A 15,292-nucleotide genomic window follows, 5' to 3' on the forward strand; every position below is an offset into this window, starting at 1 on the left:
GGGGCACGTCAGGGTTCTGTTTTTCTGCCGTAGAGCTGTCGATTCCGGCAAGAACATCAAGATAGGCACATCAATGCACCTTCCTTGAGGCCCTGCTATCACAGCACCCTAGCCTTGGTAACGCGATCCACCAGATAGACTAGTCCGTGGTAGTCAATGCCGCCATGTTGCGTCAGACCGATCTCACAGGTGCGGCTGGTAGAAATGCCCTCGCTGCATTGTTGCACCGCGTCCTTGAGCGTGCGCAGCGAATGGGCATTCAATTCTGGCGTGGTGAAACCCTTGTCTCCAGCGAACCCACAGCAGTGAATGCCTTCCGGAATGACCACGGTTTTGCTGCACTTGCGCGCCAGATCGATCAGCGCCTGGCTTTCGCCCAGATGCTGGGTGCTGCAGGTGACGTGCACCGCAATCGGCGCTTCCTGCGGAGTGAAATCCAGGCGATCCATCAAATGTGTGCGGATGAAACGCACCGGGTCGTACAGGTCCAGTCGAACCTCGCCCAAATCCTCGACCAGCCGTAAGGTGCAAGGGCTGGTGTCGCAGTAAATCGGGTCGAGTCCGCCGCGACTGGCGTGCAGCAAGGCGCCGATCAGTTCCTGGCGTTTGTGTTCGGCCTGTTCGGCGTAACCTTTGGAGGCAAATGGCTGGCCGCAGCAAAGGTTGTCCTGATTATCCGGGAAGACCACTTGGTAACCGGCCTTTTCCAGCAGCCTGCGGGTTTTGTCGTACAGCGACATTTGCTCTATATCACCCGCCGCCGGGCCCATGACCCGCGATACACAGGCCGCCAGGTACACCACCCGGGGGCGCTCGTCCGACACGGTCGGGCTGAAACGAATGGCTTTTTCCGGCTGCGGCATGGCGTTGGTCCATTGCGGGATCTGACCTTTGGACAACTTGGTCAGCGTCGCCGAGAGTTTCGCCAGGCGTGGTGCTCCCAACAGCATCCGAGCGCCATTGGCGACGTGCAGGGTGAATCGGGCGCCTTGCAGCGCGGTGGCGAAATTGCTTTCCAGCCAGTTGGCGGTTTTCGTACGCGTTGCGTTACGGCTGCGGAGCTTTTTCACCAACTCGCCGGTATTGATGCCTACAGGGCAGCGCTGCGCACAAAGACCGGTGGCGGCGCAGGTGTCGATGCCTTGATATTCGTAAGCGGCTTCGAGTTCGGTGGTGTCGACGCCGGCGCGCTTTTTAGCCTGAATATCCCGCCAGATCACGATGCGCTGGCGCGGGCTCAGGGTCAGGCCTTTCGAGGGACATACCGGTTCGCAGAAGCCGCACTCAATGCACTTGTCCACAATCTCGTCGGCGGCCGGCAATGGTTTCAAATGCTTGAGATGGATCTGCGGATCCTCGCTGAGCACCACGTCCGGGTTGAGAATGCCGTTGGGGTCGAGCAGGCGTTTGAGCTGCCACATCAACTGGTAGGCATCGCTGCCCCATTCCAGCTCGACGAAGGGCGCCATGTTGCGTCCGGTGCCGTGTTCAGCCTTCAGCGAGCCGCCGAATTCCACCGCCACCAACTGCGCCACGTCGTCCATGAACGCCTGATAGCGTGCGACTTCTTCCGGATTGTTGAAACCTTGGGTGAAGACGAAATGCAGATTGCCTTCCAGTGCGTGTCCGAAAAGGATCGCTTCGTCGTAGTGATGTTTGTCGAACAACTCGATCAGGCGGTTTACGCCGATGGCCAGTTGTTCCACCGGGAAGGTCACGTCTTCGATGATCACCGTGGTGCCGGTTTTGCGCACGGCGCCGACGGCGGGGAAGGTGTCTTTACGGATCGCCCAGAGGCGGGCGTTTTCCACCGGGTCTTCGGTGAAGTCGACCTGTTTCTCCACCGGGAACGAGGTCAGTGACGCCATGATCTGCGCCAGTTGTTCCTGCAGCAAGGTGGACGATGCTGCGCGGGATTCGATCAGCAACGCGCAGGCATTGTTCGACAGGTGCTGTACGAAAGCGGGCATGCCAGGTTTGCTCTGTACCGAGCGCAGGCTGCGACGGTCCAGAAGTTCCACGGCCGACACCGGTTGGCTTTTCAGCACGGTTACGGCGTTACAGCAGGTTTCCACGTCCGGGAACACGATCAGCGCCGACGCCTTGTTCGGGTGGTCAATCACCGTGTCGTACGTCACCGCACTGATAAAGCCGAGGGTGCCTTCAGAGCCCACCAGCAAGTGGCTCAAGATATCCACAGGCTCGTCAAAATCCACCAGCGCATTGAGTGACAGTCCGGTGGTATTTTTCAGACGGTATTTGTGGCGGATTCTTGCAGCCAGTTCGGCATTGGCGCGAGTCTCGCGGCCCAAGGTGGCCAAGCGTTCAAGCAGTGAGGCATGGCTTTGACGAAAAGCCGCGACACTGGCCGTATCTTCGGTATCGAGGCGGCTGCCGTCGGCCAGTACCAGCCGAATGCCGGCCAGCGTGTGATAGGTGTTCTGCGCCGTGCCGCAGCACATGCCGCTAGCGTTGTTAGCGACGATGCCGCCTATTTTGCAGGCGTTGATCGAGGCCGGGTCCGGGCCGATCTTGCGTCCGAACGGGGACAGCCAGGCGTTGGCCTGCGCGCCGATCACGCCCGGTTGCAGGCGGATTTGCATGCCTTGGCCACGGATCTCGCGACCGTTCCAGTTATCCCCCAGCACGATCAGCACCGAATCGCTGATGGCCTGGCCAGACAGGCTGGTGCCAGCGGCGCGGAACGTTACCGGGACTTGATCTCGCTGCGCCAGTTTGAGTAGCGAAACCACTTCGTCTTCCGACTCGACACGAATCACCAGTTTCGGAATCAGTCGATAGAAACTGGCGTCAGTGCCGAAGGCCAAGGTCGACAGTGGGTCGTCGAAACGTCGCTCTTGGGGAATCAGTTGCTGTGCATCTCTCAGGAAAGCCGCCGATAGACTCATTGGTCCTCCAGGATTAAAACCACCAGGTCTTTCGGACCGTGCGCGCCGTAGGCCAGGATTTGTTCAATGTCTGCGGTTTTTGACGGGCCGGACACCAACAAAGCATTAGTCGGCATGCCTTGGGCCCATTCGAATTCCTGCTGCACCTGATAGAAGTTGTCGCGGATATCACTGGCCTTGAGCAGGGCGAAATGCACCGGCGGTACCAGGCTCATCAAGCGCGGTTCTTCACGCGTCGGCCAGAGAATCAGGCTGCCTGTCGCGGCGATTGCGCCGAGGGTGCCGGTGAGGCTGGCCGGGGTGTCGTTGAACAGCTCGGCTTTCCATTCTTCAATCGGGCGGTCGTAGGCTTTGAGCGTCGGCAGCCCCAAATTACTCGCCCAATGTTGTGAGAGGCGTTGCCCGTGAGGCGTCGTAGGCGCGATCAACAGGCTTGGTAGCTGACGATCCCGCAACAACTGGGCCAGCAGCGAAGGCCAACCTTCGCCCGACGTCAGATGGATTTCGGTGTGCACCGCTTCCATCAGTTTGCGCAACTGCGGGATACGTTGCTCGGGCGTGTACGTGTAGGGCGCTGTCACCAGTTCGACATCGAATTCGTCAGGCACAGGCGTGGTGCCAGTCAGACTTTTGCGTAACTTGGCGAGGATGTTTTGCTTGGCGCTCATCAACGGTCTCCCTGTTTGGCCAGATGTTCGCGGGCCATGTCGTGCAGTGAGCGGGCAGCGGGTTTAGGTGCGCTGTGGTTCTGCGTCCACGGTCCGACATTGTTCGGCGTCAGCGCGCGCAGGCGAGTGGCTAAGAAACCGAACAGGCGATACAACGTCGGCGAGCTGTTGAGCATGGCCCAGGCGTTCCAGATGAACCGCTCTTTGCGCGAATACTTACTGCCTTGGCCGCGCATGACTTGATGCGGGCTGTCCGGCGCTTTGACGTTCTCTTCCCGCAGGCGTCGCAGCAGTGCCGGGATAGGGATTTTTACCGGACAGACTTCGCCGCAAGCACCGCAAAGCGATGACGCGCTGGGGTGGTCCGGGACTTTCGCCAGGCCGACCATGTGCGGCGTGATGATTTTTCCGATAGGCCCAGGGTAAACCTCCCCATAGGCGTGGCCGCCGATTCGGGTGTAGACCGGGCAATGATTCATACAGGCGCCGCAGCGGATGCAGTTCAGGGTCTGGCGCAGTTCGCTGTCGGCAAACGCCTGGCTACGACCGTTGTCGAGCAGCACCAGGTGCACTTCTTGAGGGCCGTCGAGTTCATGCTCCTTGCGTGGGCCGGAGATCATGTTGACGTAGGTGGTGATCGGAATACCCAGCGCCGAGCGGGTCAGCAGCGACAACAGCGGCACCACGTCGCGCAGGTTTTCCACGACTTTTTCAATGCCGGTTACGGCAATGTGCACTGGGGGTACGGCGGTGGTCATGCGACCGTTGCCTTCGTTTTCCACCAGCAACAGGGTGCCGGTTTCGGCCACGGCGAAGTTGACGCCGGAGACGCCGATGTCCGCTTCGAAGAATTTCTGCCGCAAGACTCTGCGACCGATCTGAATGAGTTGGTCAACGTCCTTGGTGTATTCCACGCCAAGTTTGTCGTGGAACAAGGACGCGACCTGACCGGCATTCTTGTGGATCGCCGGCATAATAATGTGTGAAGGCTTCTCGTGGTCGAGCTGGACGATGTACTCCCCCATGTCCGACTCCAGGCATTCAATGCCTTGAGCTTCGAGGACATGGTTCATCTCCATCTCTTCGCTGACCATCGATTTGCCCTTGATCACTTGCCGCCCCTCGTGAGCGCGGATGATCGAGAGGACGATGCCATTGGCTTCGTCCACCGTTTCCGCCCAGTGCACTGTCACACCGTTGCGGGTCAGGTTCTGTTCAAGCTGCTCGAGCAGGTCGGGCAACTTGGATAACGCACGGGCGCGGACAGCATTGCCCAGCGCTCGCAAATGTTCTCGCTCGTGGGCATCGCTGAAAGACGCTGCCCGCTTGGCCATCAGTGAATCCATCGCAGTGCGAAAGTTGTTTCGCAGTTGCTTGTCGTCCAAAGCCTTGTGGGCCCTGGCGCGGAAATCTTCTTCGACGCTGACCGTCGGAATAATCGTGGAAGTGCTCATCGGGCACCTCCGGTTCGCTGCCAGAGGAAACTGGCCAGGTGTTGGCCGCGCAACGCTTCCTTTTGTTTCTCCAGCGAGCCGTTGATGTTCATCAGGCAACCGCAGTCGGCACTGAGTACCTTGTGTGCGCCGGACTCCTTCAACGACCGGGTCTTGTCCGCCACCATCGCACCGGAAATGTCTGGCATACGGACGCTGAATGTCCCGCCAAAGCCACAACATTCACTTTCGTGATCGTGATTGACCCGCTCCACGTTACTCAGTTGCGACAACAGCTCGCGACCGTGCAGGTGGGTGTTCATCTCGCGGCGTGCCGAGCACGACGTGTGCAACGCTACTTTGACCGGCTCGCCGCCGTCCTTGAGCTGGACTTTGCAGACAAACAACAGGAACTCGGCCAGTTCATACGTCCTGGCCGCCAGGGCTTGAACCTGTTTCAACGTGTCCGGCTCGTCCTTGAACAAGTCGGCGTAGTGCTCGCGCAACATCCCGGCACAGGATCCCGAGGGCACCACCACCGGATAATCCCCGGCAAACAGCGCCAGTTGCGAGCGCGCCACCGTCCTTGCCTGCTCGGTGTAGCCCGAGGTGTAGGCCGGTTGTCCGCAGCAGCTTTGCCCTTGCGGGTACTCGACACGAATGCCTTCGCGTTCCAGCAAGTGAATCGCGTCCATCCCGGCTTCCGGGTAGAACAAATCCACCACGCAGGTCCCGAACAGGTAGACCCGTGACGGTTTCTCGCTGGGGTACTGCCGAGGCTCGGGCAGTGGCGGGGCGACGCGGGTCGCGTTTGGCACAGCGTTGTAAAAAAGCTCGCTCATCAGGCGTCTCCGGGTGGTCCCGGTTATCCGTCCGCTGCGGCGGCTGAAAATAGTGGGGGCAACTTTCAGCAGCCTTGCAGACCGGGTTGTGAATTGCTGACACCGGAATCGTGGTCCGGCGTCGGTTTTTGCTTTTTAACGTGTAGTACTTAGTGCACCAGCATGCCGGTGAACCAGTAGGCCTGAGCCAAGGTGATCAAACCGACTATCGTTGCAAAGAATAGGCTGTGCTTGAGGGTGAAGCGGAACAGATCCGATTCCTTGCCCACCAGACCGGTCGCGGCGCAGGCCACGGCGATCGATTGTGGCGAGATCATCTTGCCGGTCACGCCGCCACTGGTGTTCGCCGCCACCAGCAACACATCGTTGACACCGATCTGGTGCGCGGTGGTCGCTTGCAACGAGCTGAACAGGGCGTTGGAGGAGGTGTCGGAACCGGTCAGGAACACACCCAGCCAGCCGAGGAACGGCGAGAAGAACGGGAAAGCTGCACCAGTGCCGGCCAGTACCAGGGCCATGGTCGACGACATGCCCGAGTAGTTGGTGACGAAAGCAAACGCCAACACCATGCCGATCGACAGAATCGGCCAGCGCAGCTCGTAGAAGGTCTCTCTAAAAGTGGTCAGACCAATTTTGATGTTGATCCTCAATATCAGCATCGAGATCAGCGCGGAGAAGAAAATAGCAGTGCCGGTTGCGGAGATCGGATCGAGTTTGAACACCGCCGGAATAGCGGTTGGAGCCGCTACGATCGGTGCAACCTTGATCACCATTTGATCCAGGTGCGGGATGGCGAAGTTGAACACCCAGCTGTACATCGAGCCGCCGGCAGCGAACATCGCCTTGAACGGTTTCAGGGTCCAGATGGTGACCAGCACGGTGAGGATCAGGAACGGCGACCAGGCTTTGATGATTTCCAGGAGGCTGTAAGGCGAAGCGACGGTGGTGCGCTTCTGGCCGAAACCACCGGCGCTGGCGGTCACCACGGACGCCGAGACGGCGCCGACGATGTGCTGGCCGGCGGCGCGTTTCGGCTGCCAGACTTTAAGGAACAGGGTCAGGGAAATCAGGCTCACCAGGGCCGAGGTGATGTCTGGCAGTTCCGGGCCAATGAAGTTTGAAGTGAAGTATTGGGTAATAGCAAAGCTCAAGCCGGCCACCAGCGCGGCAGGCCAGGTTTCCTTCACGCCGCGCATGCCGTCCATCATGAACACCAGCCAGAACGGCACGAACAGCGACAGCAGCGGCAGTTGGCGACCGGTCATGGCGCCGATCTTGAACGCGTCGATGCCGGTCACTTGCCCGGCGACGATGATTGGAATCCCCAAGGCGCCGAATGCGACGGGCGCGGTGTTGGCGATCAGGCACAGGCCGGCCGCATACAGCGGATTGAAGCCCAGACCGACGAGCAGTGCTGCGGTGATTGCTACCGGTGCACCGAAACCAGCGGCGCCTTCGAGGAACGCACCGAAGCAGAACCCGATCAGCAACACTTGCAAGCGCTGGTCGTCGGTGATCGACAGTACCGAACTGCGGATCACTTCAAACTGGCCGCTCTTGACTGTCAGTTTGTAGAGGAACACGGCCGCCACAATGATCCAGGCGATGGGCCACAGTCCGTAAGCAAAGCCATAACCGGCGGCGGCGAACGCCATGTCGACCGGCATCTGGAAGGCAAAGATCGCCACGGCAATGGACAACGCCAGGGTGATGCTGCCGGCCACGTGGCCTTTGAGGCGGAACACCGCCAACGCCAGGAAGAAAAACACGATAGGGATAACGGCCGCGAGGGCGGAGATGCCGAGACTGCCGAGCGGGGTATAGAGCTGTTGCCAGGTTTGCATATGGGGTGGCCCCTAATTGTTGTTGGTCAGGCACTGTGCAGCGTTCTTGGTTAATTGGTAATACCAATTTACAATCGCTGTTGGCTAGGGTAAAAGCGTTATGTGCGGTGTGTCAATTTGCCGCCCTAAAACTTTTGTCGAATAAGCCGTGCGCAATGCTGCTGACCGGTTTGATCGAGCGTCGTCTTGCCAGGTGCTGGCGTCGCGCCAATAGGCCAGAATAGAGAGCCCGGCGAGCGGTCGGGATCGTGGAGAATTGAGTTATGGGGTTTGATCAGATTCGTCAGCGCCGTTTGTCTGACGATATTGTCGAGCGGCTCGAGGGGATGATCCTCGAAGGCACGCTAAAGTCCGGTGAGCGCTTGCCGGCTGAACGTGCACTGGCCGAGCAGTTCGGCGTGTCACGCCCTTCGTTGCGCGAGGCGATTCAGAAACTGGCCGCCAAGGGCTTGCTGGTCAGTCGTCAGGGCGGGGGCAATTATGTCGTCGATTCGTTGGGGTCGACCTTCAGCGATCCATTGCTGCACCTGCTGGAAAATAACCCCGAGGCGCAGCGCGATCTGCTGGAGTTTCGCCACACCCTGGAAGCGTCCTGTGCTTATTACGCGGCATTACGCGCCACTGATGTGGACCGTGAGCGGCTGACAGCTGCGTTTGAAGTATTGCAGGATTGTTATTCGCGTCATGACGACGTGAGTCGGGCCGAAGAAGGCGCGGCGGACGCCAGTTTCCACTTGGCCATTGCTGAAGCCAGTCATAACGCGGTGTTGCTGCACACGATTCGCGGGCTGTTCGATCTGCTCAAGCGCAATGTGGTGACCAACATTGGCGGCATGTATAAACAACGCACCGAAACCCGCGACATGCTGATCACGCAGCACCGGGAGTTGTACACGGCGATTATCGAAGGGCGAGCGGAGCAGGCGCGGGAAGTCTCCAGTCGACACATTTTGTATGTGCAGGAAGTGCTGGAAGAGGTGCGTCAGGAAGTGCAGCGTATGGCTCGGGCGGAGCGGCGCAAGGGGATGTAGTCAGTTGGATTTGCGATGATTTGTGCTATCGCCTTCGCGAGCAGGCTCGCTCCCACACTGTATTTGTGAGCGACACAAAACAAATGTGGGAGCGAGACCGGCTTGCCGGCGATGGCGGTATCAAGCAGCAGGGGAATTAATCTTCCTTGCCCTTGTTGCGCACAGCACGCGCCAATTCACGACCGGCGTCGCGTTCGCGTTCGGTGTCACGCTTGTCGTATTCCTTCTTGCCCTTGCCCAGCGCGATCTCGCACTTGACCATGTGCTTGCTCCAGTACCAGGACAAGCACACGCAGGCATAACCTTTTTGCTGCACGGCGGTGGCCAGCTTTTCCAGCTCGCGACGGTTGAGCAGCAATTTTCGGGTACGGGTCGGGTCAGCGATGACGTGGGTGCTGGCCGTCATCAGCGGCGTAATGTGGCTGCCGAGCAGCCAGGCTTCGCCATCCTTGAGCAGCACGTAACTGTCGACCAGTTGCAGCTTGCTTGCCCGCAAACTTTTTACTTCCCAGCCGGCCAGGACCAGACCAGCCTCGAACTTATGCTCGATGAAGTAATCGTGTCGCGCCTTTTTGTTCTGCGCGATGGTCCCTGTGGGGTGTTTCTTCTGTTTAGCCATAGGGGCGGCATTATAGGGAGTTGCGCGCGAGTCGGCTACGGTATCGCTACGTGCTTGAGCAGGTTGATTGAATCCCGGACAATGCGGCCTCTTTTTTGAACGCTTGGGCGTGATAACGATGTCGACAGACAAGGTTTCTGTCCACGGCAGTTGGGCTAGCCGCTGGGTCTTCATACTCGCCGCGACCGGTTCGGCCGTGGGCCTGGGTAGTATCTGGAAATTCCCGTACATGGTCGGCGTCTACGGCGGCGGGGCTTTCGTGCTGATGTTCCTGGCCTGTATCGCGCTGATTGGTGTGCCGGTCATGTTGGCTGAAACCCTGATCGGGCGTCGTGCACGGCAAAGTCCGGCCAACGCCTTGAAGGTGCTGGCGCTGGAGGCAGGGCACTCGGCCAAGTGGTCCTGGGGCGCTTTCGCCGGGATGATCACGGCGTTGCTGATCCTGTCTTTCTATAGCGTGGTCGGCGGCTGGTCGCTGGATTACATCATCGACATGGGGCGTGGCGATTTTCAGGGGGTGACGGCTGATCAGGTCGGCGCGTACTTCGGCAATGTGATTGCCGATCCGTGGCGCCTGACACTTTGGCACACGATTTTCATGCTGCTGTCGGCCGTCGTGATCGCCAAAGGCGTGGTCGCCGGGCTTGAGCGCAGCTTGCGCATCATGATGCCGCTGCTGTTTGTGATGGTTATCGTTCTGCTGGGTTACAGCATGACCACCGGCCATTTCATGGATGGTGTGCATTTCATGTTCGACTTCCACCCGGAAAAAGTCCTCGACGGTTTGCTGCCCGCCATGGGTCACGCGTTCTTTTCGCTGAGTGTGGGTGTTGGCTCGATCATGATCTACGGCGCTTATATGCCGAAGCACTCGTCGATTTCCGGCACTATCGTCGGCGTGGCGCTGCTCGATACGTTCGTTTCGTTGGTGGCCGGTCTGGCATTGTTTCCGATTGTGTTCGCCGCGGGTCTGAACCCGAGCGAAGGCCCTGGCCTGATGTTTGTCAGTCTGCCATTTGCCTTTGGTAACGTAGCGTTTGGCCAGTTGATGGGCGTAGTGTTCTTCGTGCTGGTCGCGGTCGCCGCCTGGAGTTCGGCGATTTCACTGCTGGAGCCGATGGTTGCGTACCTGGTTGAGCGCACCAAAGTCAGCCGCGCCTGGGTGACGTTCTGGTTGGCATTCATCTGCTGGTTCGTCGGGCTGGGCACGGTGTTTTCCTTCAATATCTGGAAGGAAGCCAAGTTTTTCGTGAACGAAGGCGGAATGTTTCACCTCTACCAATGGGGCGCGGCCGGCGGTCTGGACTTCTTTGGCGTGATCGACTTCTTCACCTCGCGGATCATGTTGCCACTCGGTGGTTTGTGTTTCGTGGTGTTTGCAGGCTGGATCATGGGGCGTGAAGCGGTGCGTGACGAGTTGTCGATCCGCAGCCCGATGCTGTTTGGCTTGTCCCTGTTCTTGATGCGCTATGTGGCGCCCATCGGCATTCTCGTAGTGTTTGCCGCCCAGCTGTGGAAGTGACGCTGACATGACGACGCATATTCAACGTTCGGCCCTGCTGCCGTACCCGGCGCAGGCCCTGTATGACCTGGTCAACGACGTAGCGCGTTATCCCGAGTTTCTGCCATGGTGCTCGGCTGCCGAGGTGCTGGAAAGCTCACCTGAGCATATGCGTGCCAGTGTGGGTGTGGCCAAGGGTGGTTTGAGTCAGCATTTCGTTACTCGAAACACATTAGTGCCCGGCCATTCGATCGAAATGAATCTTGAAGAAGGCCCTTTCACTCAATTGCACGGCATCTGGGTGTTCAAGCCGCTGACTGAGAAGGCCTGCAAAATCAGTCTGGACCTGTCGTTCGACTACGCCGGACCGATTGTTCGCGCGACGCTGGGGCCCTTGTTCAATCAGGCTGCCAACACGCTGATGGACGCGTTCTGCCAGCGCGCCAAACAGATTCATGGTTGAGTCCGTGATCGAGGTCGAGGTGGTGTATGCCGCCGTTGATCGTCAGGTATTGCAGGTGGTCGCTGTGCCTGAGGGCACATCGGTGCGCGAAGCGTTGCGCCGATCTACGGTCGGCGCTCAATTTCCTGAGCTGGATCTGGGTAATTGCCCGGTGGGAATATTCGGCAAGGTCATTGCCGACCCGCAGGTGCGCCCGGTTCAGGCAGGAGATCGCATCGAGATTTACCGGCCATTATTGGCGGATCCGAAGGAAGTTCGTCGGTTGCGTGCCGCCAAGGCGGCCGAGGCTAAAGCCCGGAATCAGTGAGTCGCTAAACGCTGGACAATAAAAAACCCGGATATTCCGGGTTTTTTATTGCGTCGCAAATTATTGCGGCGTGGTGCCCAGCGGTTCTGGCGTCGGGACTGGGACCGTTTCTACGCCGTCGACGTCCTTCTGGATCTGGTCCAGCAACGAACCTGGCTTGACCGGTTTTTCCGGTTTCGGCAGCTCGAGGTGTTCTACTGGTTCTTTGATTGGCGTGTCGGTGCCGAGAATGGCTTCATCGCGGCTCATGCCGGGCATGAAATCACCAGAAAGGCTGACAAGCTGATCATTTGAGTTGAAGATAACGGTAACGCGTTCCTGCTGGCGTTCACCGCCACCCGGTTGCATGCTGTACAGATAATCCCAGCGATCGGCATGGAACGTGTCGGTCAGCAGAGGGTTGCCCATGATAAACCGTACTTGCTTGCGGGTCATTCCCGGGCGTAACTGGTCTATCATGTCCTGCGTGACGACATTGCCCTGCTGGATGTCGATTTTGTAAACCCCGGGGAATGAACAACCGGCGAGTGCGAGCAGTCCCACAAAGGTGAAACTGGTTAGCAAGAGCTTGGTGTTTTGCATCGGTGGGCGACTTCCACTATCTTGGCTGGGACAACGTAAACGCCGATCATACCCGCATTAAGAGAAGCTGCGAAGCAGCATCGCGAGAAAGCTGACCATGGTTGAAAATAGCGAACTACGCAAAGCCGGCCTCAAAGTGACCCTGCCACGGGTCAAAATTCTGCAAATGCTCGATTCCGCCGAGCAGCGCCACATGAGTGCCGAAGATGTATACAAGGCGCTGATGGAGGCTGGCGAGGACGTCGGTCTGGCCACGGTTTACCGTGTACTGACTCAGTTCGAGGCAGCTGGCCTTGTGGTGCGGCACAACTTCGACGGAGGCCACGCGGTCTTCGAGCTGGATGATGGCAAGCATCACGACCATATGGTCAATGTCGAAACCAGCGAAGTGATCGAATTCTTCGACGAAGAAATCGAGCGCCTGCAGAAAGCCATCGTCGACAAGTATGGGTTCGAGATGGTTGATCACAATCTGGTGCTGTACGTACGCAAGAAAAAGTAAGCATGTCGCGCGAATTTCACATTCGCGAAACGAACGAAGGCGACCCCAGGGTCGCCTTCGTGCTGTCTGCCGTTCTTAAACTTTTGCGGTGACGACCATTTTTTTCGCGTGAGCCAAGGACTCCTTGGTCAGGTCGATGCCACCCAGCATTCGCGCCACTTCCTCCACTCGATCATTCTTGCTCAGCTTGGAAACGGCTGTGTGGGTCGCCTCTTCGCCGCGAACCTTGTGCACGAATAAATGTTGGTGACCCTGCGCCGCCACTTGCGGCAAGTGAGTCACTGTCAGCACTTGCCCGCGCTCTCCGAGGCGCCGCAACAACTGGCCTACGATCTCGGCGGTCGGACCACCGATACCCACGTCCACTTCGTCGAACACCAGTGTCGGTACACGAGAGGTCTGTGCGGTGATCACCTGAATCGCCAGGCTGATCCGCGATAGCTCACCGCCGGATGCCACTTTGGCCAGGGCCTTCAATGGTTGGCCAGGGTTGGCGCTTACCAGCAACTCGACCTGCTCAAGGCCGTTAGGCAGCAACTCATCACTGCTGTTAGGGCGCAGTTCGATAGTGAAGCGACCACCAGGCATACCCAGTCGTTGAATCTCTTGTTCGACGGCGCTGGCCAGGCTGCTCGATGCTTGATGGCGCAAGTCACTCAGCTCGCGCGCCTTCTCCTGATAATGGCGGGCATAGGAAGCTAGCTCATCGCTTAGCCGTTCGATGGATTCATCGTTGGCATTCAGGGTTTCGATTTCATCCAGCAGCCGCTGCTGCATCTCTGCGACTTCCGTCGGCTGGATGCGGTGTTTGCGGGCCATGGTGTAGATCGCATCGAGGCGTTCTTCCAGATATTGAAGTCGCGCCGGATCGGCGTCGAAATTGTCGAGGAAGCGGTTCAACTCGCCCACTGCTTCTTCTACCTGAATCTGCGCACTGGTCAGCAGACTGCTGGCTTCACCCAGGGCGCCGATCGAATTGTTGACGCTCGAGAGGCGGTTGAGGCTGACGGTCAGGGCGTTCAGGACATTGCCGGAATCACTTTCGCTGCACTGCTCGACGACTTGTCGGCAGATGCCCAGCAACGTTTCGGCGTTGGTCAGGTTCTTGTGTTCCTGTTCCAGTTGCTCCAGCTCGTTTTCACCGAGACCGAGGTTCTCCAGCTCTTCAAGTTGATAGCTGAGCAATTGATGCCGAGCGCGTTGCTCGTCACCGGAGTTGGAAAGGCGTTCCAGTTCCTGGCGGGTCTGGCGCCAGCGTTGGGCCGCCAGTTGGACCTGGCGGGCAAGGTCCGTCGCGCCGGCGTACTCGTCGAGCAGGCGGCGGTGGGTGTCGGTCTTGAGCAGCGATTGGTGTTCGTGCTGGCTGTGGATATCGATCAGCAGTTCGCCCAGGGCTTTGAGGTCGCCGAGCGGGCAGGGCGTGCCGTTGATATAGCCACGGGAGCGGCCTTCGGCGGTGATCACCCGGCGCAGGATGCACGGGCCATCACTTTCGAGGTCGCGCTCGGCGAGCCAGGCGCTGGCTTCCGGGATGTCGACCAGGTCAAAGGTCGCCAGAATGTCGGCCTTGTCGGCGCCGGGGCGAACCACGCCACTGTCGGCTCGATCGCCCAGCGTCAGACCCAGGGCGTCGAGCATGATCGACTTGCCGGCGCCGGTTTCCCCGGTGATCACGCTCATCCCACGATCGAGTTCGAGATCGAGGTGTTCAACGATGGCGTAGTTATGTACGGACAGGTGCACCAGCATAAAGGCCGCTCCCAGGCTTTAGGTCTGGTTATTTATACAGTGTTTTATTTGCGCCTGACAATGCCCCTGCTTGGCTCTATTTGCTCGGTCTGACGAAATGCCTGGTGCATCGGCTAATCGCAATGCAGCGCTTTTTGTAGGGTTAATCACAACAACCCCCTTGAAGCTGATTTTTGCGGCCCCATATACCGGGGCAGAAGCGTGAGTTGAGCTCACGGACGATATTGAAAGGAGAAATCTATGGCTGACGAACAGACAGTGGATACGCAAAATCAAGACGCCAACCAGGGCTCCGCGGCTTCGGGTGAAGACCTGGCGGCTCGTGTACAAGTGCTCGAAGAGCAACTGGCAGGCGCGCAGGATCAGGCTTTGCGTGTTGCCGCCGATCTGCAGAACGTCCGCCGTCGCGCCGAGCAGGATGTAGAAAAAGCGCACAAATTCGCCCTGGAAAAATTCGCAGGCGATTTGCTGCCGATCGTCGACAGCCTGGAGCGTGGTCTGGAGTTGTCCAACCCGGACGACGAAACCATCCGCCCAATGCGCGAAGGTATTGAGCTGACCCTGAAAATGTTCCAGGACACCTTGAAGCGCTATCAGCTGGAAGCCATCGATCCGCATGGCGAACCGTTCAATGCTGTTCAGCATCAGGCAATGGCCATGCAGGAAAGCGCCGACGTCGAGCCGAACAGCGTGCTCAAGGTGTTCCAGAAGGGCTATCAGCTCAATGGTCGCCTGCTGCGCCCGGCCATGGTCGTGGTCAGCAAGGCCCCTGCGCCAGTTTCGCCTTCGATTGACGAGCAGGCTTGAAATTGGCCGCAAGGCCCCCATTTATAAGTCAAGCG

General features: G+C 58.7%; 14 protein-coding genes. 6 read left to right on the forward strand and 8 right to left on the reverse strand.

Annotated features, from left to right (window positions below; genetic code table 11):
* Positions 1-98 precede the first annotated feature (98 nt).
* From KGB06_RS13055 to KGB06_RS13075, 5 genes are all read right to left on the reverse strand, one after another.
* A complete protein-coding gene (locus tag KGB06_RS13055; RefSeq protein ID WP_223516344.1) occupies positions 99-2,909 on the reverse strand; it encodes an FAD-binding and (Fe-S)-binding domain-containing protein in 2,811 nt (936 codons plus the stop codon).
* Entirely contained in the window at positions 2,906-3,577 is a 672-nt protein-coding gene (locus KGB06_RS13060; protein ID WP_223516346.1) for a lactate utilization protein C, read from the reverse strand. Before KGB06_RS13060 ends, KGB06_RS13055 begins: the two co-directional genes overlap by 4 nt.
* Positions 3,577-5,031 (reverse strand): LutB/LldF family L-lactate oxidation iron-sulfur protein, encoded by a 1,455-nt coding sequence (locus KGB06_RS13065; RefSeq protein WP_223516348.1) that lies wholly within the window; start codon positions 5,029-5,031, stop codon positions 3,577-3,579. The genes KGB06_RS13060 and KGB06_RS13065 overlap by 1 nt, the downstream gene beginning before the upstream one ends.
* Positions 5,028-5,852 (reverse strand): (Fe-S)-binding protein, encoded by an 825-nt coding sequence (locus tag KGB06_RS13070; protein WP_223516350.1) that lies wholly within the window; start codon positions 5,850-5,852, stop codon positions 5,028-5,030. The genes KGB06_RS13065 and KGB06_RS13070 overlap by 4 nt, the downstream gene beginning before the upstream one ends.
* A 149-nt stretch (positions 5,853-6,001) precedes the next feature.
* Positions 6,002-7,696, reverse strand: coding sequence for a lactate permease LctP family transporter (locus KGB06_RS13075; protein ID WP_223516352.1), 1,695 nt, complete (start codon positions 7,694-7,696; stop codon positions 6,002-6,004).
* Between the two features lie 263 nt (positions 7,697-7,959).
* Here KGB06_RS13075 and KGB06_RS13080 point away from each other — a divergent pair, with 263 nt between their 5' ends.
* A complete protein-coding gene (locus KGB06_RS13080) occupies positions 7,960-8,727 on the forward strand; it encodes an FCD domain-containing protein (RefSeq protein ID WP_223516354.1) in 768 nt (255 codons plus the stop codon).
* A 136-nt stretch (positions 8,728-8,863) separates the two neighbouring features.
* Here the strand turns inward: KGB06_RS13080 and smpB are convergent, their stop codons facing one another.
* A complete protein-coding gene (gene smpB, locus KGB06_RS13085) occupies positions 8,864-9,346 on the reverse strand; it encodes an SsrA-binding protein SmpB (RefSeq protein ID WP_007942908.1) in 483 nt (160 codons plus the stop codon).
* Positions 9,347-9,464: 118 nt separating this feature from the next.
* Between smpB and KGB06_RS13090 the strand changes: the two genes are divergently transcribed.
* Genes KGB06_RS13090 through KGB06_RS13100 form a run of 3 tightly spaced genes read left to right on the forward strand, consistent with a single transcriptional unit; the run spans position 9,465 to position 11,617 of the window.
* Positions 9,465-10,868 carry a sodium-dependent transporter gene (locus tag KGB06_RS13090; protein ID WP_223516356.1) on the forward strand — a complete coding sequence of 468 codons (1,404 nt, stop codon included), beginning with the start codon at positions 9,465-9,467 and terminating at the stop codon, positions 10,866-10,868.
* A gap of 7 nt (positions 10,869-10,875) precedes the next feature.
* Complete coding sequence (locus KGB06_RS13095) at positions 10,876-11,310, forward strand: type II toxin-antitoxin system RatA family toxin (RefSeq protein WP_223516357.1); 435 nt, start codon at positions 10,876-10,878, stop codon at positions 11,308-11,310.
* Positions 11,303-11,617 (forward strand): RnfH family protein, encoded by a 315-nt coding sequence (locus tag KGB06_RS13100; protein ID WP_223516359.1) that lies wholly within the window; start codon positions 11,303-11,305, stop codon positions 11,615-11,617. The genes KGB06_RS13095 and KGB06_RS13100 overlap by 8 nt, the downstream gene beginning before the upstream one ends.
* A gap of 60 nt (positions 11,618-11,677) precedes the next feature.
* Here KGB06_RS13100 and KGB06_RS13105 read toward each other — a convergent pair whose 3' ends face one another.
* Positions 11,678-12,199 (reverse strand): outer membrane protein assembly factor BamE, encoded by a 522-nt coding sequence (locus tag KGB06_RS13105; protein WP_223516361.1) that lies wholly within the window; start codon positions 12,197-12,199, stop codon positions 11,678-11,680.
* A 97-nt stretch (positions 12,200-12,296) separates the two neighbouring features.
* Between KGB06_RS13105 and fur the strand changes: the two genes are divergently transcribed.
* Positions 12,297-12,701 (forward strand): ferric iron uptake transcriptional regulator, encoded by a 405-nt coding sequence (fur, locus tag KGB06_RS13110; RefSeq protein WP_003197684.1) that lies wholly within the window; start codon positions 12,297-12,299, stop codon positions 12,699-12,701.
* Between the two features lie 75 nt (positions 12,702-12,776).
* On the opposite strand, the gene recN is transcribed toward fur, so the two are convergent.
* The gene (gene recN, locus KGB06_RS13115) at positions 12,777-14,450 is read right to left on the reverse strand and encodes a DNA repair protein RecN (protein ID WP_223516363.1); all 1,674 of its coding nucleotides are present in this window, start codon (positions 14,448-14,450) and stop codon (positions 12,777-12,779) included.
* A 240-nt stretch (positions 14,451-14,690) separates the two neighbouring features.
* Between recN and grpE the strand changes: the two genes are divergently transcribed.
* The gene (gene grpE, locus KGB06_RS13120; RefSeq protein WP_223516365.1) at positions 14,691-15,257 is read left to right on the forward strand and encodes a nucleotide exchange factor GrpE; all 567 of its coding nucleotides are present in this window, start codon (positions 14,691-14,693) and stop codon (positions 15,255-15,257) included.
* The last annotated feature ends 35 nt before the right edge of the window (positions 15,258-15,292 follow it).

It is taken from the genome of Pseudomonas sp. GL-B-19, from assembly GCF_019956415.1.
Taxonomy (GTDB): Bacteria; Pseudomonadota; Gammaproteobacteria; order Pseudomonadales; family Pseudomonadaceae; genus Aquipseudomonas.